18 protein-coding genes and 1 pseudogene are annotated in these 20983 nt (G+C 56.4%); 7 read left to right on the forward strand and 12 right to left on the reverse strand.

Annotated features, from left to right (window positions below):
* Positions 1–42: 42 nt before the first annotated feature.
* The 3 genes from ligD to ku are packed head-to-tail and all read right to left on the reverse strand — an operon-like array spanning position 43 to position 4619.
* Positions 43–3453 carry a DNA ligase D gene (gene ligD / locus ACPWMG_RS13670; protein WP_483300038.1) on the reverse strand — a complete coding sequence of 1137 codons (3411 nt, stop codon included), beginning with the start codon at positions 3451–3453 and terminating at the stop codon, positions 43–45.
* A gap of 15 nt (positions 3454–3468) precedes the next feature.
* Positions 3469–3654: a DUF3606 domain-containing protein gene (locus ACPWMG_RS13675; RefSeq protein ID WP_483300039.1), complete on the reverse strand. Its 186-nt coding sequence runs from the start codon at positions 3652–3654 to the stop codon at positions 3469–3471.
* Positions 3655–3704: 50 nt separating this feature from the next.
* Positions 3705–4619 carry a non-homologous end joining protein Ku gene (ku, locus tag ACPWMG_RS13680; RefSeq protein WP_483300040.1) on the reverse strand — a complete coding sequence of 305 codons (915 nt, stop codon included), beginning with the start codon at positions 4617–4619 and terminating at the stop codon, positions 3705–3707.
* Between the two features lie 144 nt (positions 4620–4763).
* Between ku and ACPWMG_RS13685 the strand changes: the two genes are divergently transcribed.
* From ACPWMG_RS13685 to ACPWMG_RS13695, 3 genes are all read left to right on the forward strand, one after another.
* Positions 4764–5087 (forward strand): hypothetical protein, encoded by a 324-nt coding sequence (locus ACPWMG_RS13685; RefSeq protein ID WP_483300041.1) that lies wholly within the window; start codon positions 4764–4766, stop codon positions 5085–5087.
* 186 nt (positions 5088–5273) lie between these two features.
* Positions 5274–7484 carry a bifunctional diguanylate cyclase/phosphodiesterase gene (locus ACPWMG_RS13690; protein WP_483300042.1) on the forward strand — a complete coding sequence of 737 codons (2211 nt, stop codon included), beginning with the start codon at positions 5274–5276 and terminating at the stop codon, positions 7482–7484.
* 320 nt (positions 7485–7804) lie between these two features.
* Entirely contained in the window at positions 7805–8068 is a 264-nt protein-coding gene (locus tag ACPWMG_RS13695; RefSeq protein ID WP_483300043.1) for a hypothetical protein, read from the forward strand.
* A 171-nt stretch (positions 8069–8239) separates the two neighbouring features.
* Here the strand turns inward: ACPWMG_RS13695 and ACPWMG_RS13700 are convergent, their stop codons facing one another.
* The 6 genes from ACPWMG_RS13700 to ACPWMG_RS13725 form a co-directional block, all read right to left on the reverse strand.
* Complete coding sequence (locus ACPWMG_RS13700) at positions 8240–9922, reverse strand: thiamine pyrophosphate-dependent enzyme (protein ID WP_483300044.1); 1683 nt, start codon at positions 9920–9922, stop codon at positions 8240–8242.
* A gap of 64 nt (positions 9923–9986) precedes the next feature.
* Positions 9987–10757 (reverse strand): meso-2,3-butanediol dehydrogenase, encoded by a 771-nt coding sequence (gene budC, locus ACPWMG_RS13705; RefSeq protein ID WP_483300045.1) that lies wholly within the window; start codon positions 10755–10757, stop codon positions 9987–9989.
* A gap of 211 nt (positions 10758–10968) precedes the next feature.
* Positions 10969–11874, reverse strand: a complete 906-nt coding sequence (locus ACPWMG_RS13710; RefSeq protein WP_483300046.1) for a YihY/virulence factor BrkB family protein — start codon at positions 11872–11874, stop codon at positions 10969–10971.
* 128 nt (positions 11875–12002) lie between these two features.
* Positions 12003–14312, reverse strand: a complete 2310-nt coding sequence (locus ACPWMG_RS13715) for a xanthine dehydrogenase family protein molybdopterin-binding subunit (RefSeq protein WP_483300047.1) — start codon at positions 14310–14312, stop codon at positions 12003–12005.
* Complete coding sequence (locus ACPWMG_RS13720; RefSeq protein WP_483300048.1) at positions 14309–15295, reverse strand: FAD binding domain-containing protein; 987 nt, start codon at positions 15293–15295, stop codon at positions 14309–14311. The genes ACPWMG_RS13715 and ACPWMG_RS13720 overlap by 4 nt, the downstream gene beginning before the upstream one ends.
* The gene (locus tag ACPWMG_RS13725) at positions 15292–15855 is read right to left on the reverse strand and encodes a (2Fe-2S)-binding protein (protein ID WP_483300049.1); all 564 of its coding nucleotides are present in this window, start codon (positions 15853–15855) and stop codon (positions 15292–15294) included. The genes ACPWMG_RS13720 and ACPWMG_RS13725 overlap by 4 nt, the downstream gene beginning before the upstream one ends.
* A 913-nt stretch (positions 15856–16768) precedes the next feature.
* Here ACPWMG_RS13725 and ACPWMG_RS13730 point away from each other — a divergent pair.
* Positions 16769–16975 (forward strand): annotated as a pseudogene (locus tag ACPWMG_RS13730) (hypothetical protein); the annotation flags it as partial.
* 125 nt (positions 16976–17100) lie between these two features.
* On the opposite strand, the gene ACPWMG_RS13735 reads toward ACPWMG_RS13730, so the two are convergent.
* Positions 17101–17586 carry a hypothetical protein gene (locus ACPWMG_RS13735; protein WP_483300050.1) on the reverse strand — a complete coding sequence of 162 codons (486 nt, stop codon included), beginning with the start codon at positions 17584–17586 and terminating at the stop codon, positions 17101–17103.
* 2 nt (positions 17587–17588) lie between these two features.
* Between ACPWMG_RS13735 and ACPWMG_RS13740 the strand changes: the two genes are divergently transcribed.
* Positions 17589–17912: a hypothetical protein gene (locus ACPWMG_RS13740; RefSeq protein ID WP_483300051.1), complete on the forward strand. Its 324-nt coding sequence runs from the start codon at positions 17589–17591 to the stop codon at positions 17910–17912.
* 100 nt (positions 17913–18012) lie between these two features.
* Here the strand turns inward: ACPWMG_RS13740 and ACPWMG_RS13745 are convergent, their stop codons facing one another.
* The gene (locus ACPWMG_RS13745) at positions 18013–18465 is read right to left on the reverse strand and encodes a hypothetical protein (protein WP_483300052.1); all 453 of its coding nucleotides are present in this window, start codon (positions 18463–18465) and stop codon (positions 18013–18015) included.
* Positions 18466–18722: 257 nt separating this feature from the next.
* Here ACPWMG_RS13745 and ACPWMG_RS13750 point away from each other — a divergent pair, with 257 nt between their 5' ends.
* A complete protein-coding gene (locus tag ACPWMG_RS13750; protein WP_483300053.1) occupies positions 18723–19046 on the forward strand; it encodes a helix-turn-helix domain-containing protein in 324 nt (107 codons plus the stop codon).
* Between the two features lie 84 nt (positions 19047–19130).
* Entirely contained in the window at positions 19131–19451 is a 321-nt protein-coding gene (locus ACPWMG_RS13755; RefSeq protein WP_483300054.1) for a helix-turn-helix domain-containing protein, read from the forward strand.
* Positions 19452–19604: 153 nt separating this feature from the next.
* Here ACPWMG_RS13755 and ACPWMG_RS13760 read toward each other — a convergent pair whose 3' ends face one another.
* Positions 19605–20978, reverse strand: coding sequence for a hypothetical protein (locus ACPWMG_RS13760; protein ID WP_483300055.1), 1374 nt, complete (start codon positions 20976–20978; stop codon positions 19605–19607).
* Positions 20979–20983: the final 5 nt, after the last annotated feature.

Genomic DNA, 20983 nt, shown 5'->3' on the forward strand with positions numbered 1-20983 from the left:
GAACGAGTTGGAGAACTGTGCTGATGTGATGAGTGCAAACAATCAAGCGCTCCCTGCTTTTTTCAGTAGCCTGATCGCTGCATGAACAGACTGCCGCTTTTCCCAATAGTCTTGCCACGGGTCGTGCTTCTCGAAACTCAGGTAGTCCCTGGCATTGGCAATCGTCCAATGGACGCCACCCTTGATCTCGCCCAGCTGTTCCCAGCTCACCGGCATCGAAACCCCTATTCCCGGCCGGGCGCGCGCCGAGAAGGCGCAGGCGGTGGTCTGGCCGTGCCCGTTGCGCAAGTAGTCGATAAAGATTTTGCCAACACGCTTGTTACCGCCCATGATGGCGACGAATTTGGAGGGAATGACTTTGGCCATGTGGCGGACCACGGCCTGCGAGAAGGCTTTGACCTCCGAGTAGGCGAGTTTTGGTGTGATGGGCACCACCACATGCAAACCCTTGCCGCCACTGGTCTTCAACCAGCTCTCCAAGCTGAGCTCGTTCAACATGACGCGCGTGAGGAGGGCCGCTTCCTGCAGCATCGCCCAGGTCACGCCCTCCCCTGGGTCCAAGTCCAGGATGAAACGGTCGGGCTGGTCAATGCGACGCGCGAGCGAGTTCCAGGTGTGAAACTCGATGACATTCATCTGTGCAGCACCCACCAGGGCTTCGGCATTCTCGACGGCCAGTAGAGGAGCGTGGTCGGGCCATAACCCGGGGTCGAGTTCTATCAAGCCGGGCATCCGGGTTTCCATGTGCTTCTGAAAGAACAGCTGTCCGGTGATGCCGCTCGGAGCCCGTACCAAGGAAACTGGTCGGTTCCGCAGATGCGGCAACATGCGCTCGGCGATGCTTTCGTAGTAACGCACGAGGTCGAGCTTGCGTAACCCCGTCGACGGGTCAATCACACGATCCGGATGGGTGATGACGACGGCGCTTGACGAAACCTTTTTTTGTGCGGGGCTGTCGGGGATAACTAAGGGATTCCGGGGGCGCTCGCGCACGATGGTAGCTGCAGGCTTGTCGCTGCGAACCCCACGGAACACCGGATGCCGCACATGCGCGTCTGGCGTCCACTCGGAGAAGGCGACCTCCACCACCATCTTTGGCTTGACCCTGCGTTCGGTGCCCGGTTTACGCTTGGACCAACGGCCAGGGGCGACCTGTTCGGGCGCCACGGCGGGTTTTTCAACCGCTAACTTCTTGAGCGCGACATGCAATTGCCGACCCGTCGCTGAGTCCCAGCCCGTTCCCACTGCGCCGGCATACCGCAGAGCTCCCTCTTCAAAGTAGCCGAGCATCAAGCTGCCCACTTCGTTCGTCGTGCCCGCTCGGTCGGTGAACCCTACCACTACGAACTCTTGCCGATGCTGGCACTTCAGCTTCATCCAGGTCTCCGTGCGCCCCGCCGTGTAGGGTGCATCGGCGCGCTTGACCATGACACCCTCCAGGCCCATTTGGCAGGCGGCGTCCAGGAGGCGGCTGGGGGTGACCTCAAAAGATTCACTGAACCGCACCTGGTCGCCGGAGGCCGCGTCGATCAACTCTTTCAACACCTGCCGTCGAGCGCGCAAAGGTACGAGGCGTAGATCCATACCACCCAGGAACGGGACATCGAACACAAACAGCACAATGTCGTCGCCACCGGGCTTGGCGATGGCGTTCTGCAAACGGTTGAAGTCCGGCACACCGGCATCGTTCAGCACGACGATTTCGCCATCGAGCCACGCGGTGCTCAAACCCAACGGCACTACGGCCTTGGCCACAGCTGGCAATTTGTCGGTCCAGTCGTTGCCATTGCGCGTGAACAGGCGCACGTCGTCACCGTTGATACGGATGAGCAGCCGGTACCCGTCGAACTTGGTTTCGACAATCCAATCCCCTTTGGGAATGGACGCCACCAAGGTGGCGAGCTGTGGTTCGAGTCTGGCTGGTAACGGCGCCTCGGTCGCCAACGCCAGTGCGGCTGACATGGCCGCCGTGTCTGCGCGACTCGACCTGGCCATGGCGCGCGTCTCGCGTGCTTCGACGAGGCCTAAGGGCGTCTGGAGAACGCTGTCCGGCAGTGCGGTGATCACGTTGTATTCGGTGTTCGACCGCGCCCAGGCATCGCCGCGCTTCTTGAAGAAAATCCACTGGTCTTGTTTCTTCTGGCCCGGTTTGGAGATACGCACCAGCTCCCACAGGCCGGCCAGCTTTTGCCCATGCAGGTGGAAGATAAGTTTGCCCTGGGTTAAAGCTTCATGCGGGTCCCCTACCGGTTCCCAGGTGCCTTGGTCCCATACGATAACCGTGCCCGCGCCATATTCGCCTTTGGGAATGTCGCCTTCGAAACTGTTGTACGCCATGGGATGGTCTTCCACGTGCATGGCCATCTGTTTGGCGGCAGGGTCATAAGACGGACCTTTGGGCACCGCCCAACTGACCATGACGCCGTCAAGTTCCAACCGGAGGTCGTAGTGCAGATGAGAGGCGCGGTGCTTCTGCACGACAAACGCCAATGCGTGCGTTTCCGTGCCACGCTGCTTGGCGCGTGGCGTCGATACCCCTACGGGCTCAGCCGTCTTGCCGAAGTTGCGTTTGGCGTTGTAGGTCGCGAGTTTGCTTGCAGGTGCTGGTGTAGCGTAACCCGTGGTCGCTGACGCCTGGCCCTCGACTGGAACCTTGCGCCGTCTTCCTCCTCTGGCAGTTTGGGCGACCAGCTCAATCTCCGCCCAGACTGGCGCGTGGTCGCTTGGGCTCTCACGACCACGCTCGTCTCGGTCGACGCCGGCATCGATGACGTTGATACCCGCACTCAGCAAGATGTGGTCGATGCGCAGGCCGGCGTCACGTTCCCAGCGTTTGCGCCGGTAGTCCCAGAAGGTGAACGGCGCTTTGGCAGGATGGCTCTGCGCGATGGCGTCGCTCCACCCCATTGCCAGGATATCGGCAAACGCTTTGCGAGGTTCGGGTTGCAGCAGCGCGTTGTCGCGCCAGGTGTCCGGTTTGTAGATGTCCGCGTCGGTCGGAACGACATTCCAGTCGCCCAACAGCACGACCGGGCTGCGGGAGGCCCAGAGGACTTCGACACGCTGGTGCAGCCGCGCGAACCATTGCAACTTGTAGTCAAACTTAGGCCCAGGCCACGGGTTGCCATTGGGCAGGTACAGGCAGGCGAAGAGCACGCCCTGGATGGCCGCTTCGACGTAACGCGCCTCCTTGTCGGTGGGGTCGCCCGGAAGGGCTTGAAGCACCGGCACCGGGGCCACGCCGCGGCTAAGCAACGCCACGCCGTTCCAAGTGCGCTGCCCGACCACCAGTGCTTGGTAACCGGCGGCCTCAAGTGCTCCTACAGGAAACTGCGCCGTTGGGGCTTTGAGTTCCTGCAGTGCCACCACATCTGGTTGGGTGCGATCCAACCAATCGACAAGCAATTCTTGCCGCTTGACGACATTGTTGATGTTCCAGGTGGCGACCCTCACGGCGTCACCGTCGCATCACCGCTTGGGAGCCTTCAGATAGGCCTCGACATCTTTGGATTGATTGCCCACCGCTGTAACCGCTGCCTTGAGTTCTTCGGGCGTGATGCCGAATTTCCGGGCCCAGTCGCGGACTTCATAGTCTTCGCTGAGACTGATGCGGCTGCGGTCGCCGCCGCCGGTGTTGGATTTGTCGTCGGCCATGGAGAACTCCTGAGGGGGTGGATAAAGAACAACTGAAAAGATAAGCGCCGTCAAGCCGCTTTCTTCGTCGGCGTGGTTTTCTTGGCGGTGGATTTGGTGCTCGCTCTTTTGGCAGCGGTCTTGGTAAGCGACTTGGTGGAGGGGGCGCCTGATGTCTTGGTCTCGGCCTTAGATCCCCCTTTGAGGCTGCGCTGCAGCAGTGCGGTGAGGTCGAGAATCTGCGCGCCTTCTGGGGCCTCTTCTTCGGGTTGCAGAACCGTCTCGGTTTCGCCGGCCTTTGCTTTCTTTTCGACCAGTTTCATGACCTGCTGGCGGAATTCATCTTTGAAATCCGCAGGATTCCAATCCCCGGACATTTCCGCGACCAACTGCTTGGCCATCTTCATTTCCGCAGCGTTCAAACCTTTGGCGCCTGGCGGTGGCAGGTCGAGCGAGTCCAAGGTTTTAACTTCGTCGCCCCAGCGCAGAAGATTGAGAATAAGCGCGGGGCCTGAAGGCACCAGAGCGGCTAAATGCTGTTTCGTGGCGATAACGACCTTGGCCAAGCCGATTTTTTCCGTGGCGATGAGGGTCTCACGCAGAAGGGCATACACGCGGTCACTCTTGTTCACTGGGGCCACGTAATAGGGGCGCTCCAGAAAGATAAATGGCATCTCGTTGGCGTCGATGAACCGCTCGATGGTGATGGTCTGGGTGGTTTTGGGAAACACGGCCTCGATTTCTTCGGGACTGACAATGACATATTTGCCATCCTCGTACTCGACGCCTTTGACGATGTTCTCGCGTTCGATTTCTTTGCCGGTGCGCTTGTTCACCCGCTTGTACCCGACGGGGTCCATGGTCCGCTTGTCCAGCCAGTCGAAGTCGATCCCCTCTTCCGTGGCGGCGGTGTGCAACCCGACAGGGATGTGCACCAAGCCAAAGGTGATGGCACCTTTCCATAAAACGCGGCTTCCAGAGGGCATATTTGCTTTCCTGCACGGAGATCCCGGCGACAGGTCAAGTCTTGTAGCCCGGGGATTCGACGTCTGTAGGCGAAAACAGGTAGTGGCGGTAAGCCAAAACAAGTTGGACGCTGCGCTACGATACGCGTTCAACTCGAAGCTCTTATGCAGAATGCCCTTCGCCACATCGCCCTTCATGTTGAAGAGCCTCACGCGAATGAGTTCGTGTGGATCCTCTGCGAGCAAGATGGTGAAACCTCGTGGATGGAATTCGAACGTGCGCCGTCACCCACCAGCACTTACAAACAAGCCATGGCACAAGGTCTGTGGCATCTGCAAGGCCTGGTGGATGATTTAGATCTCGGGCCTCGCAGGGAAGGCGCGTCGTTCGAATCTAAAGCCATTCAAAACGGGCAAGACGCAGCATCTGACCCTCCCGCGCCTAAACCGGCAACGCGCTCACTATTTGGGTTTGGCCCCGCGCGATGATTTTTTGCTGAGAAACTGCTCAGGTACCTGCGCTCCTCCTCCGCCTCACGGTGTATTTTGAAAACTTCGGTCGAGCTGTAAGGCAGAAGAGGCCTGCGCACAGGCGGCGGGATCACATGTACGGCCCTATGGCTTTATTCCGTACAAAGCCTATGCTCTCGAAAAGCTACCTTTTTGAGGCTGCGTATGCCGCAGGTCAATCCACGGTCCTTGGTCGGCCTTCAATTAAATGAACGACGAAAGCTGCTTGTGCTTGTCGTCTTAGCCAATGCCGTTGTCGCATTGCTGCTCGGTCTTTTGCTTTATTTGGTTCTGACGGCGTCCAAGCGGTCATATGAAGAACAAGCTAAGGGGATTGCTGAGAGCATCGCAGCCATCGTTCAGCTCAACATCGGCAGCGAACTCAGCCGGGCAGACGCCGTCATGCGCACGACGGTGGACGAACTCCAACGGCTGCAACCAGGTGTCGCACCTGATGACGTCATCAACCAAGTATTAGTGTCTCGCTTAAAGCTCATGAACGGCGTCGAGGCTTTCCGTTTAGCGGATAGTTCGGCTCGCGTCCGCTGGGGAAATGATTTACCGGCCGGTGCTCCCGTAGATATAGCCGACCGCAGCTACTTTCAGCAGGCTAAAGAGCACCTCGGAAACCACAGCATCGTGGCTGGACCCCTATTGTCTAGGGTGTCGGGTCACTGGGTCTTGGGTTTTTTCCAGCCGCTCCGCATCAATGGAAGCTTTAGTGGCATCCTTTATGTGAGTGTGGCAGTGGACCATTTTGATGAAATGTTCAGCCGGTATGAGCTCGATGAAGGGGACGCCATCACCCTGCGCGGGACAGATCTTCGTCTCGTGGCACGCCATTCCCCTGGCATGGTGGGGAAAACCGATGTCGGTAGTACTACCGCCTCCAGTGAGCTGCAGCTTGCCATGCGAACCAACCCACGCAGCGGCTCATTTGTCTCCAAAGTGTTGTTCGACGGAGAGACTCGAACCACCGCCTATAGATCCGTAGAAGACTGGCCGTTTGTGGTGTACGCCGGGATCGGCCACACTCGGTTTTTTAAAGCATGGGAGAAACAGGCCTTGCAGGTGTCGCTCTTGGCCGCATTGTCTTGGACACTCGTGGTGGTAGCCACCTTTCTGCTCTATCGCTCGAACAACCGAGAAGCCTTTGCTCTCACAGAAGCTGCGAGGCAAAGCCTGCGGACCGAAACGCTGCTGCGGGTCGCGGGAGATGGGATCCACATCGTTAACCAAAACGGCGTGCTGGTCGAGATGAGCGAATCCTTCGCAGAAATGTTGGGTTCTTCGCGAGACGATTTAATCGGAAAACATATCTCAGACTGGGATGCGAATCAGACCCGCAAGCAAATCGACGCCTGGATTGCTTCGCTGAGAGATAGGGATCACCAACGCGTGGACGTGCAACACCGTCGGCGAAACGGCACAGTTATCGATGTCGAGCTTCAGCTGCGGGTGGCGGAAATCGGTGGTGAAGTTCTGATCTTTGGATCGGGAAGAGATGTGACCGATATCAAGCGCCTGGCACGGGAGCAGACCGCCATGTTGGAAAGCACGTTGGTGGGCATGGCCAAGGTTAAGGATCGGGTGTTCAGTTGGGTAAACCCCAGCTTCGAGCAGTTGTTTGGTTATGGGGCCGGTGAGCTGGTGGGCAAATCGTCGCGCGTTCTGCATACGGACGACGCGGCGTTTGAGCGCATCGGACACGAAGCTTATGCGCCTCTTCAAGGTGGGTCTCAGTGTCGAGCGCGACTGCACATGGTGAAGAAAAGTGGCGAAGCCATCTGGGTTGATCTTGGTGCCGCTCAGCTGACGCATGGTCAAATTCTCCTGATGGCCGTCGATGTCACGGCCGAAAGGCAAGCCCATGAGCAGCTCTCGCATACCGCATTTCATGACCCTCTGACCCAGTTGCCGAATCGACTGTTGCTCTCAGATCGGTTAGCTCAGGCATTAGCGATCGCAAAGCGCGAAGGCACCCAGGTCGCCGTCTGTTACCTCGATCTGGATGGATTCAAGCCGATCAACGATGTCTACGGGCATCTCGCGGGAGACCAGCTACTCAAAGAGGTCTCTCGTCGCCTGCTCGAAAATCTCCGTCCCTCGGACACCGCGGCACGGATCGGAGGCGACGAATTTATCTTAATCCTGACCACCGTAGCCCCAGAGGAATGGCGGTCAGTGCTGGAGCGTGTGGCATCAGCCATAGGGCAGCCGTTTCAGATTGCATCAGGTGAATTGGTGAGCGTCAGCGCCACGATTGGTGTTGCTCTCTCCGCGCCCCACGAATCCGAGGCAGAGCTTTTGAGCCGCGCGGATCATGAAATGTTTAAGGGCAAGAGGAATGGCAAAGGCGGAATATTTCTTAGTTAAACGAGAGCTGCTAAACACCGACGCGTTACCCTCATCAACCAACCGCGTGACTGCGCGAGGTGGCTGCTGCCGACTCTTATCAAGGCCTCACCATCCCCGACTGGGTGGCTTAAGGCAGACGAATCAATCGCCAGCGCCCTCCTACGTTGGCGCAGTTTGGCGTCCTGCAATCCATACGGTTCTGCGCGAGCACACTGCTTGGAACACCGATCCACATCAGCTTGACAATCCGGAGACGGGGTGACGAATTGCTATGTTCCAAGCTCGCATTTTGAGCGAGGGCGATCCGGTGCGGTGGATTGGTGCCATAGGGACAAAAAATGGATATTTCTCAACTCGACTACGATCTTGTACAGTGGCCAGCCATGGTTTTTACGGTGGTGGCCTCATGGTTAGTCGCGTCCGATCAACGTCGCAAACGTGGCTGGGGCTTCGGCGTTTTCATCTTGAGCAACGTGACCTGGGTCGTGTGGGCCCTTTTTGCCCATGCTCCCGCACTCCTACTGCTTCAGATTTGCCTTTGTGCAATGAATATACGTGGCGCATTCAAGGCGGAAAAAAGCGCTAAATCAGAATCGACCTGATCTTCGTCTTATTCATCGAGGAGGTCATTTGCGTTAGGCCTAAGCCGAATTCCCCTGATTCAAAAGGGTAGAAGGCAATCTCGCCTCTTGGGGCACGGCGTCTTTGGCCGTTCCCACGAACCCACGTTCCGCATGAAGGCCATTTCTTGCTCAAACGATCGGCCTGCTCTCTTAAGAAAGAGCCTCCCGTATCTTTCCAAGACCAAATTTCCAAACGTTGCTAACTTCCACGTGCGGCATAGGCGGGATTTCAGACGCGTTCACCAAGACATCCACCACCACCGGACCCGGCGTGGCCAAAGCTTTCTGCACTACGCCTCGCAGTTCTCCGGGCTTGCTGACGCGAAAGCCTTGCCCGCCGCAGGCCTCGGCGAATAGCGCAAAGTTGGGGTTGCGGATATTCACACCTTGTTTGTAGGCAGGCAGCCCAGCCTCTTCCATCTCGAGATGGACAAGTCCCCATCCCCCGTTGTTAAAGACAAAAACCTTGAGAGGCAGGCCGTGCTGGACCGAGGTGGCGAACTCTTGCATCAGCATGCCAAAACCACCGTCCCCGCACATGACAATCACTTGGCGTTTTGAATCTAATGCTTGGACACCATTGGCGATGCCAAGCGCGGTGCCGACGGCCGCATTGTTGAACGACCCCGTGATGACTTGGCGACCCCTTGGGCGCAACCAATTTCCCGTCCAAAGGGTAACGGTACCGGTGTCCACACTGAACACGGCGTCGTCCGAGGCGAAGTCACTGACCGCACGCACCAGCGCCTGCGGATGCACCACATCGTGTGAGCGTGCGGGATCGGCCTTTTCATCCAACATGGCACGCCAAGAGTTCCATTCTTTTTGCGTAGCGACAAGAAAGTTCGCGTCGTCTTTCGGTTTGACACAGGCAAGGATTGCGGCAAGGGTGGGCTGGCTGCTACCGACAATTCCCTGCGTCACCGACAACCGCCGCCCAATCACGAACGCACGTTCATCGACTTGGACTACTTTGGTCTTTTGCGGCAAAAACTCGCTGTAGGGGTAGTCGGTTCCGACCATAAGCAGCAAGTCGCAGTTCTGAACTGCCTCGTACCCGGCTTTGGAGCCGATCAACCCCAAACCGCCGACCACCCGACTGTCGTCAAATGCGAACTGGTCTAGAGCTCGGTAGCTGTGCACGACCGGAGCTTGTAGTCGATCCGCCAAAGCAAGTATTTCCTCCGTCGCATCCGCGGCCCCATGGCCCACAAAAAGCGTCACCTTCTTGGCTGCGTTGATGAGCATGACTGCGGCGGCAACATCGGCTGGATTTGGCGCAGTGGGCAGGCGTTGGCGTAATGTGGCTGTACTGCGTGGTGGTTTAGAAGTCTTACCTTCAAACACATCCTGTGGAATGTTGAGTAACGCGACACCCCTCTCGCTATAGGCCCGGGCAATCGCTTCGTGGATCTGAGCCGGGGCAGCGTCGGCAGATACCACAGAGGCCGAATAAACACAGGCGTCGCGGAAGGCCTGCACGTGGTCTGCGGCCTGCAAATGATCGATACCCCAGAGAGAGGTCGGCACATCACCGGCAATGGCGAGTACTGGGGCATGGTCATGGCGAGCCTCGTATAGCCCCGCCAACAGGTGGGTGGCACCGGGACCGGTAGTGCCTGCGCACACCCCCAATCTCCCGGTGACTTTGGCTTGGCCGGCTGCAGCTAATGCAGCCCCCTCTTCGTGTCGCACGCCAAGCCAGTGCATACGTTCGTCACGCCGGATGGCGTCGGTGAATGCATTTAGTGCGTCACCCACTACACCGAACACCTGGTTGGAACCAATCTCCGCCAGGGTTGTTGTCAGTATTTCGCCTACGGTCTTGCTCATGGTCTAGCCTTCTCAAAAGGGCCAAAGAAGACCCTGTTTTGCGTTGCTAACATACCTCTTCACACTACATGGCCGGCTGTCCGTTGGAAGCAGATAAGCCACCATCGACGGGGAGGTTCACGCCGTTGACAAAACGCGCATCTTCGCTTGCGAGAAAAGCCACCACGGCCGCAATGTCCGCAGGCTCCGCATAGCGTTTTTGAGGAATACGCTCTTTGAACTTCTCAACCAACTTTTCGTCTGTCACCATGTCTTCCGTCATGCCGGTATGGGTGAGCGAGGGGCATACCGCGTTCACGCGTACCCCTTGCGCAGCAAAGTCCATCGCCACCGCACGCGTGAGATTGACAACACCACCTTTGGCCGCGTTATAGGCCGCCATCTTCCAGTCGCCGCCTAGGCCAGATACGGAAGCCGTATTGACGATGCACCCCTTTCGTTTAATCAACTCCGGGAGGGCTGCGCGGCAACTGTAAAACACACTGTTTAAGTCAGTCTGCACAGTTTGATTCCAGCTTTCCAACGACACTTCGAGCACGTCACCCTCAGATGCGATACCTGCGTTGTTGACCAATACATCGACACCGCCAAATTGTTTGACGGTGGAGGTAACCAGTGCCTCGACTTCGGGATATTGGGAGACATCGCAGATGACCTTGTGGGTTCTTTCGGGGTCAAGCGACTTGGTAACTTGTTCAAGTTTTTGAACGTCGATATCACAGAGCACTACCAGCGCTCCCTCGGCCGAGAAACGTTCTGCTACTCCGCGGCCGATGCCTGAGGCGGCACCGGTCACGATGACAACCTTTCCTTTAAACCTGCGTAGATCTGTCATGAAGAGCTTCCTGGATGGTTGATGGCTGATCGATGATGTGCATCAAACATACACATCTTTTATCGGTCAAAGGTGCCAGTATTCCTTCAGCCTAGCCAACCGACCTGCGGGAAATGGTGCTGCTTCTGCGTAAGTCTTGTCCGGCGAGGTTGTATCGATTAAACAGTGGAAACACTTTTACGAAGTGAGCTTGCTGTCGGCAGGCCTCGGGTTAAGGTAGTGCTTTGTGTTCAGGATGTGCGGCGTTTGGATCTAGCCGTTGGCGGTCACCCGACAGAGAGCCGTGTTCATCGGCATAAACCTTGGTGAACTCCGCACCGAGCAGAAAAATTTGCGCGGCGTAATACACCCAGGCCAGCAACACAATGAACGATCCCGCTGCTTGGTACGATTCCGTCAGGCCGCTGTGCCCCAGGTAGAGGCCTATCAACGCCTTTCCGAGCTCAAACAATAGTGAGGTGACGACTGCCCCTACCCAAACATCGCGCCACGCTACAGGTACTGTAGGCATCAGTTTGAAAATCATGGCGAACAATGCTGTCGTAAACAAAATCGAAACTAGCGTGTTCACCACGTAGAGCAATACCGCCGAACCCGGCATCAAGCCGCCGATCCAGGTACCGATCGCCACGGTTCCCGCACTCACAACCAGGGAAACCATCAGCAGAAAAGCGAATCCCAGAATCAGGCCAAACGCCAATAACCTGGCGCGTAAGATCGCCCAAACCCCTTTAGGCTTCATCCGTTCGGACACGTGCCAGATGCGGTCGAGCGCACTCTGCAATTCTGCAAATACCGTGGTGGCGCCAATCAACATCACCACCAAGCCAATGACCCCGGCGATCAGCCCGCGCTCTGTGTCACTGGCACTGGCCACCAGGGCTTGGACCACGCCGGCGCCATCGGCGCCTATCAGTCCCGTCAGTTGCGCCGTGATTTGTCCCGTCACCACCTCGCGGCCGAATACCGCGCCGGCCACGGCAATCACAATCACAAGCAGAGGTGCCACCGAGAAAGCGGTGTAGTATGAAATTGCCGCCCCCATACTTGGCGCAAAATCGTCGATCCAGGCATTCACCGCTTTCTGTGCGAGGTCGTAGACATGTTTAGGCTTCATGACTGGCATTCAAAACGGGCGTTCAGTGAACGCGTATCACACAGATACACGCCTTCACGTAAGCCGGTAAAAAAAGAGTCTTATTCTGAGGGGGCTTATTCCGACAGTGGGCTAATGGCGGTGGGTCGTCAAAGCAGTTGATCAAGCCGAATCGGCAGATCGCGCACTCGTTTCCCGCACGCGTTGTAGACGGCATTGGCCACCGCGGCGCCCACCCCGGTGATACCGATTTCGCCAATGCCGTGAGCACCCATCGGAGTGTGGGGATCCGCTACATCGGTCCACATGATGTCGATCTCTGGAACGTCTAAGTTCACTGGAACGTGGTACTCGGAGAGGTTACGGTTCATGATGCGCCCGTTGCGCTCGTCGAACTGGGTTTCCTCCGTCAGGGCCAGGCCGAGTCCCATCACAATGCCTCCTCGGAACTGGCTTGTGGCAAGCTTGGCGTTGATGATGCGCCCGCAGTCGAACGATCCCAAAAAACGGCTGACGCGAGGCTCGCCAGTGACAGTGTCGACCCGGACCTCACAAAACATGGCGCCATAAGAGTGCATAGACCAATGCTGAACCTCCAACGGCAGGGGTGCCTTTCCTAGTGCAATGACTTCGTCTTTGCCGGCCTGTTGAAGCAATGCCACGAAAGACTGCGCATGCAATGGTTCGCCAACACGTCGAAGGCTGCCATCTGCAAACTCTAACTCGTCGGCTTTCACTCCGGCCAAAGGTGATGACTTGTCGATCAACTTCACCAATTCGTCCTTGAGGGCGTCACAAGCCATCATTACAGCCTTGCCGATGGAGGCGGTTTGTTGAGAGCCGCCAGCGAGCACCACGCCTGGAAGTGAGGAATCGCCATAGACAAACTCCACATCGTGCATGCTCAAGCCCAGTCTTTCTGCGGCAATTTGTACCTGAGCGGTTGCTGTGCCCATGCCCATTTCATGGGCAGCGATTTCCACTTTTGCACGACCATCGGATCGTAGGGTGACGCGTGCAGCCCCTCCGGGCATGCGGTAGTAGGGATAGGTGGCGGTGGCGCACCCCAGGCCCACTAACCATTGGCCCTCGCGTCGAGAACCCGGCGCCTGGCGTCGTCCCCAGCCAAATCGTTCAGCGCCACTCCGGTAGGCTTGCACCAGATGGCGTGAAGAAAACGCCGCGCCGGTGGTCGGATCTTTATCCGGTTCGTTGCGCAGGCGGAGTTCGATGGGATCCATGCCCATGGTGACAGCCAGTTCATCGATGGCGGACTCTAGACCGAATGTGCCCACCGATTCCCCTGGCGCTCGCATGAAGGTGTTAGCCAGCATGTCCAGCTTGGTCACCTCGACGCGCAGCTTGAAATTGCGTGAGTCGTAGACGCTCCGCGCTGGCAGGATAAAGGGCTCGGGCATCTTGTTATGCGCGGTCATCACGCTGACGCCGGTGTGGATCAGTGCGTCAAACCGCCCATCTGGCTGGGCGCCGATCGCCACGCGCTGTTCGGTATTGGTACGCCCACCCACCACCCGATAGACGCCTTCGCGCGAAAGCATGATGCGCACGGGTCGGCCCGCCAGATAGGATGCAGCGGCGGCCAAAATCTGGTGACGCCAGAGGGTCTTGCCACCGAATCCCCCACCGACAAAGGGTGAGGTGACGTGGACATTCTTCTCGTCCAGCTCGAAGATTTGTGCAAGCGTCCAGGCCGTGTGCACCACCGCCTGAGACGCGTCGTGCACGAACAGCTCGTCCCCTTTCCACATGACTGTTGCGGCGTGCAGCTCGAGGGCATTGTGGTTATGGCGTGGTGTGGTGTAGCTCGCATCTACCTGGAAGGGAGCCTCTTTCAGCACTGAGTCGGCATCACCCACAAGTGTCTCAAGCGGCTCCCCCTGGAATTCGCCCGTTTCGATGCTATGCGCCCTACCCGCCGCGAAGGAGGTTATGGCAGGTTCCGTTTCATATGTGACAGACACCAACGCGCTCGCCGCATCCGCCTGCTCTTGGGTCTCGGCCAACACCAAGGCAACAGGTTGGCCGTTCCAGTGCACCCGGTCATCCTGCATCACGGGTAAATCATCGCCGCTGGCAGCTTTGGCATTTGACATGAACAAAGGTGGTGCCTTCATGGGGGGCGCGTTGTGGTGGGTCATGACCAGGGCGACGCCAGGCGATTCTTGCGCGAGTTGGGTCTGCAGCTTGGAGATACGACCCTTGGCAATGGTGCTGAATACCAAAGCGGCATAGAGCATGCCCTGTTGTGGAAACTCGGCCGCAAACCGGGCTTTTCCCTGAACCTTAAGTGGGCCATCCACGCGTGATACAGCCGCGCCAATGAAGCCATCACGGCGCGCGATGAGCGGGTCCGGGTGGCCACCGGGCATCCAAGCATCGGGCGCCACTTCGATGGCTTTCTTCATGAGGGCCTGTGCGGCGTCCTTGAACATGTTCATCGTGCAACCTCCGCCAATTCAGTCAGCACGGAAACAATGGTTCGCCGTGCCAGGTCAATCTTGAAGGCATTGCCGCTCAAGGCTTGCGCTGCGATCAGCTCCGCATCTGCCGCCGCAGCGAAGTTCTCGGGTGTTACTGGCAGGCCCTTTAGCGCCGCTTCGGCTTGGTGGCAACGCCAAGGCTTCAGCGCGACGCCGCCCAAGGCAAGACGCATTTCCTTCACAACGCCACCTTCCAATGCCAGCGTTGCCGCTACAGACACCAAGCCAAAGGCGTAACTTGAACGATCTCGCACCTTGCGATACGTACTGTGGGATGCGATCAGACCTGCCGGTAACTCCACTGCTGTGATCAGCTCACCAGGAAGCAGTTGAGTCTCAATCTCCGGGTGATCCTCCGGCAAGCGGTGAAAATCCAGCAGCGCCAACCTGCGATCCCCTTGTGCCCCCTGCAGGTGCACAACAGCGTCCAAGGCCGCCAATGCAACACACATGTCGGAAGGATGTGTCGCAACGCAGAACGAAGAGGCTCCCAGAATTGCATGCATGCGGTTGAAACCGTCGATCGCATCGCATCCCTGGCCCGGTTGGCGCTTATTGCATCGCGAGCCCGCTGCGTCATAGAAATAGGCGCAACGGGTCCTTTGCATGAGGTTGCCACCTACTGTCGCCATGTTGCGGATTTGTGGGGATGCACCGGCGAGAATCGCGCGCGAAAGCAAGGGCCAGCTTTCTCGTACCGTGGAATCGTTGGCCAGCACCGTGTTGCGCACTGCGGCACCGATCAGCAGACCTCCATCCGCTGTGCGCTCGATGGTGCTGGGCAACCGAGTGACGTCTATGAGGTTTTCGGGCTGTTCCAGAGTCTCGCGCATCAGGTCGACCAAATTGGTTCCGCCACCGAGATACTTGGCCTCCGGCATCTGGCCCCACTGGATCGCGTGTGCGACGTTATTGGCTCGTGTGTATATGAACGATTTCATGTGGTGGCCTCTGGCTCCTCTACGCCGACGACGGAAGCTACGGTCGATGCCGTTGTATCGGTCTGCCCCGGGAGGACTGCCTCAAGCGCCGCGATGATGCCGTTGTAGGCGCCGCACCGGCAGAGGTTGCCACTCATGCGTTCGCGCAACTCTTCGCGAGAGAGCCAAGTCACAATGCTCGAAAGATCAGGAGTGAGAAGACTGGCTTGACCTCGATGACATTCGTCGATCAACGCAACCGCCGAACAGATTTGCCCTGGCGTGCAGTAGCCGCATTGAAAAGCGTCATGGTCCACAAAGGCTTGCTGTACAGGGTGCAGTCTCCCCGAGACAGACAACCCTTCGATAGTAGTGACAGCTCGATCCTCATACTGCACTGCGAGTGCCAAGCAGGAAAGCACGCGCTCCCCGTCAACCAACACTGTGCAGGCACCGCATGCGCCCTGGTCACAGCCCTTCTTGGTACCAGTAAGGTGCAGATGCTCGCGTAAAAAATCCAGTAGAGACACGCGGGGGTCTACTGGTGGCAGGGTGTCGACGCCGTTGACCGTAATGGACATGGTGACGCTCTCCTCGAATTGAATGGAAGATTGAAACGCAGCCCTGCCACAGCGCGTGGAGCGCTGCTGAACTAATGATGGTATTGGCGGCGAGCCCCTAGCACTAGAGTGCCGAGTGGGGCCGAGCCGCTTTGTCAGCAACTAGACCAAGTTGCTGTAGGTTGATGAGCCGAAGCTGATTTCCCGCGTCAAAAGCAGTGGGCGGCCAGGCGTCCCTCTTGGTCTTCACCTATTCGAAGGCGCAAATCTCTCGATAATGAGAGCCTCAAGCTATAACAGGGACCATGGCATACGCCTGAAAGTTGTTCAGCGCGGGGCCTGAGCAGTTGCAAAGCCTGCATCCAGCTGCCGCGCTGGCTTGACCTCATTTCCATGCAGGTAGATAGATGTGGTCTGGACGGAGGCGTACCGCAGGTTGTCACGCGCGGTCGTGAGCGCCGCGCTCCAGCGCATGCGTGGCGTGGGTGTTGCGTATTCAGTGGGTGTTGGCACGGCACAGCTTCTCCGCCGTCCCAGGGCTGTCAACCTCCACGACATCTGCGACCTGGTCAAAAAAGCACCGCATGATGCGCCATAGGCGCGCGTCGGTGATACGGGCCCACTAGACGGTTCCCAGACTGCCAATTTACGGTGTGCTCGGCAGCCATTTGGCCGGTGTGATGGGCAGTTGACGCTGCATCAGGTGTTGACGAGAGCGAAGCGCGCCACCGGCGACAGAGCGACCATTGCCGCCTTGTGCCCCTTCCCCACTACGTGTAACCAGTGAATTCCAATAGGATTCGATAACTGCCTCTTATCGAAGCTCAAAAACACGTGACTTACCGGCCGCTTGTTAGCATGAAGCGAGAGGCCATCGAACGCTTGGGATTTCGAAAAAGAAGGTCAGTGCTTAACCGTCCGCGTCCAAGGGCAAGTCACGTTCAACAACTCGTTCCCCATGGGGCGAGCTGCACTGGACGGCATGGGGTTCGCGTACGTACCCTTCGAGGTGGTCGAGGAGCATATTGCCGAAGGTCGACTTACCCCTGTGCTTGAAGATTGGTGGCCGTTGTTGCCCAGCTTTCAACTATATTGCGCCAGCCGTCGGCAGGTCTCCCCCGGCCCTATCGCCGGTGATTGAAGCGCCTCGCTATCGCGCACCTAACACATCTTCTAAAGTTGCTGTTACGTCCTAGTAGCGTTCAACTAAAGCTTGCACAGTGCTAGCGTCGGTCGTTGAATTGTGAAGATACGGGAACTGGTGAGCTATTCACCACGGTATGCCCGGTATCCAGCCATCAAGGCGCGTGCATCTGCTAGGGCGTGGTGCTCAGGCATCGCCGAGGTGTAGCTAGTGCTCGAAGCACTTTTGAAATTTGCATCGGAGAAGACAGCGCTATCTAAAAATAATTGCTTCCCAAAATCACCCGGCGGGTACTTTTGTGGCCGTCCTAACATCGCCACAGCAAGCAAATGCCAGTCTTTGGGTGAGTCAAAGACGTACGTCGCGGGCTCCGTCAGTTGCAAGATCCAATCACGCAACCGCATCGTTAAATCCAAGCGAGAGCACCCCGCGCCTTCCACGCGCCCCAGTAGAGGTAAGACGTGCTCGCGGACAAAATCGCTGCATTGCCTGGGGTCGTAGTCAGTACGCTCTGCATAGAACTCGCGCCCATCTTCCGCCACCAAAGCCAAACTGATCAAGTCCGGGCGGTCGAGTTTTGTGAATTCTGTGTCAAGAAAGATCAGCATGTTTGGGCGTCGGACTGCATGTTCGGTGTGAATGGCTCTCCATCAATCGACCAGCACTTTGCCTGCTGATAACTGACGTCCCTGGCCGCAAATTCATGGGCGCGAATTTGCGCGGCTTCCCGATCAATGTACGTGCCTACACTTTGCCATCGAAAGTCGGTCCATCCAAGCATTGGGGGCATCAGAACCCGAAGTTTTATCGCACGACGTTTGAAACAAGACTGCTGAGCAAGAGTCTTCTGTTCGACGATGCCAACACGCTTAGCTTTTGCGTTGACGAGTTGTTGCTTGTACGTTTTCATCAGGCGGATCTCGAGCTGGTGTGAAGTTGCAAGCGGGCTTCACTGATTGCAGCTCGATTTAGCCAAACTAGGTCCGCGAGCACGCTGTGAGGAGGAAAACTGATCGTATCGAAATTACAAGAAATTAGGACGCCTTTCTTGGTGAATGAAAAAGAACATCTTCGACTGCAAGCTTATCCACCGGCGTTCGCATCGCTGAATTCGAGTAACGGCGACCAGACCCAGTCTCAAAAATGTACGTATTGAGAGCAGTGCCACTTGGTTCGTTGGCGTCCCAGACGCTGACCAAAGGCTCCATCATCCAATTAGCGGAACCATTCACATGACACGGCGTCACGATTTGCACCTCGTGAACCGTGGTTTTGACTTCGAGCAAGTCTCGAACCTGTTCTGGGCTGCTCAACAGCAACGTGCGCTGAAATTCATAAACATTTCCCTCGATGCTTTCTGACTCTATGAATGAGACCATAAACCAGATGCGCTCCAACGCGAGTTCGGTGATATCAAAGTGCGCTTCACCGACCCCCGCGAATAGTTCAGAGGTGTGGCTTCGGAAATGGTCGTGCGTGATGAACATAAATGCGGAGTGGAGTCGACATTGACAAGATAGAAGAGATGCAATGCGCCGAGAGAGGCATGTGAGGACTGAAAAGAACCTCCCATGTACTCCGCGCTCGAACAGGCGCAAGTTTTGCGTTATATAAAACGCAACGATTATCGAGAAAAATCCGGAAGGCAGTAACAAACCTCGTATTCGCCTAGGCAGCCAGGGTAGTTAGATTCGAATTCCGAATATGGCGAAAATTAAGCTAGGTTCGGAGCTCAAGGTGCTCCATGCTCAAGTCTCTACACAGTCGACACAACGATGTTTTTCTCGGCCTGCTGCGCAGCGGGCGCACGCTGCAACGCCTGCGGCAATTGGACTTGGCCACACGTCTCGGTCGAGGCCAAGCCACGGTGAGCAAAGTTGAGCGTGGCGTTCGCCGTCTCGACGTGGTCGAATTGTGGGCGTGGCTCAATGCACTCGACATCGACTTTGTCGATTTCGTGAAAGAGTTAGATCAAAAACTGAAAGGTCAACCAACAGCCGACGCGACGTTTCGAGCTAAAAGGCACCGCAACGAGACTCGCCGCAGCAAGCACGATCCCAGGGAATGAGTATTCATGAAGAGGCAAAAAAGATAGCCCTCTGCGTTTTAAATAACGTGGCTTCAAAAGGACGGAGACGAGACCCTAGAGGGGATGCGTTCCCGCCCCAATCTCCCTCCCGCCCGTGGCCGGCCACGAGGCGCCACCAGTTTTGATGCTTCCGTTGCGGCGGCCTTTGGCTCAGTTGTTCGCGAAACACGGCTGGCGACCGGTATTTCGCAGGAGTTGTTGGCGAACATGGCTGGTGTTGAGCGCTCGTACTACGGTCGAATCGAGCGAGGGGAAAGCCAGCCGACCCTTTTTGTGGTGCTGAAAATATGCTCTGCTTTAGATTGCGACAGTAGTGTCGTGGTGAAGCAGGCGGAAGAGCTCTTACGCCCCCGGAGCCGTAAATCCTCGGTCAAGGGAAATTAGTTCGACCGTCGTCTACGTGTCACTTTTCCTACGGAACACCTTAAGGCGTCAATTACCAATATTCTCCGGTGCCCTTTTGCGGCTTTTGACGGCAAGTCAGCACCGAATCAGATATTTGATTTGGCCCGTTTCTTTTAGAGCCAGGTAGGAACATCAAGAAATCCTATCTCCTGTAGGGTCTGCTTCTACATAACTCAGCATCTTTCCTCGTCGGCGCTGTAGAAGGCGAAGGACTGATAGTTCTGTTGCACGCGTTCGAATTTCAACATACCCTTTGCTCCCCTCTTTTTGAATATGCCATGCAGGAGCAAATGAAATAGCGTGAGGAAACGCGCTCCATCGAATATTTTTCAGCGGAAAATCATTTGGATACTGGACAAGTAGCTGCGAAAATAGTCCTAGCATTTCGAGTTGAATCAAACGGTAGTCCAGCTCTGGCCATTCCGAAGCACCATCCCCTTGGCGGCGGATTTTTTCCCCTTTGCATACGCTAGGAACGCGTTCTGCATTGCGGATATCTAGCTTTCTGATATATGCCGCTTCTTCAACTAGGTCATACGCCACTAAAAGCTTGAAGAAGGCGGCGCCGACGACTGAAGTTCTGGCATTAAGTCGCAAGCCCAGTGGGCGGGTCCCAAGTTGATTCGCTAGCATAGTCGCATCTTGCTCATAGCCGCCTAGGTTCTTTTGGATCCAGATAATGACTCTTTGGGCAGCATCCCCAATATCAAATTTTTCTATTGAATCTGTCCAATTTTGCGAAGACGGCATTTTAAGAATCATCAGCTCGCTACGAAATCTCGTCCAAAAAAAGCCAGGAGGAGTTAGCCATAGGGTGGAACGCTGAACCAGACGACTGAACCTGGCGTGTGTATGGGGAATCCGAAATTCGAAGTCTTTAAGTGCCAAACTTAACGTCCGACTCAAAGGTCCGATTGACAAGAGTTCCTCACGCCTAACTCCAGAAATATGGTCCGCTTGGCCTACAGTTTCAGCATCCCCTATTCTTCGAACTGTTTTGCAAAACGCTTCATCGCAATGTGGGCACTCGAACGGACTGAGGATCGCTGAGCGAAACGTCGCTGAAATAAACCTGTGACATGTTCGACAGCGCGTTTCTAGTGCAATGTTATGTAAAGGGCATCTGTCGATTGCCATATGCTGATAGACCACACTGTGATACCCAATTTCCAAACATTTTGCACAAAATCTAAGACCCGATTGAAACATCAATCCCAGCCTGTTCAGCCCACCAATATCTTCGCCACACAGTCTTTTTAACTTCTCAATGTCAATCTTCAATAGATCGGAAATTGCCGGCAATTCTTTTTCGCCATTTACTATTGGAAAGAAAATTGAGCGCTTAACCATTCCCGATTGACTGAGTTCAGGCTCGGTTAGTAAATCAATTTCTTCCTCAACTACAAAATGGCACCAATAACAGTAGAGTGACAAATGTTGCATGGTAGAGATTTTTTTATACTCTCCCTGTTCCTCTGCAACGAGTCTTTTTGAGATGAATGACATAAGGG

Source organism: Hydrophilobacter chitinilyticus (genome assembly GCF_049860745.1).
GTDB lineage: Bacteria > Pseudomonadota > Gammaproteobacteria > Burkholderiales > Burkholderiaceae_C > Rhodoferax_B.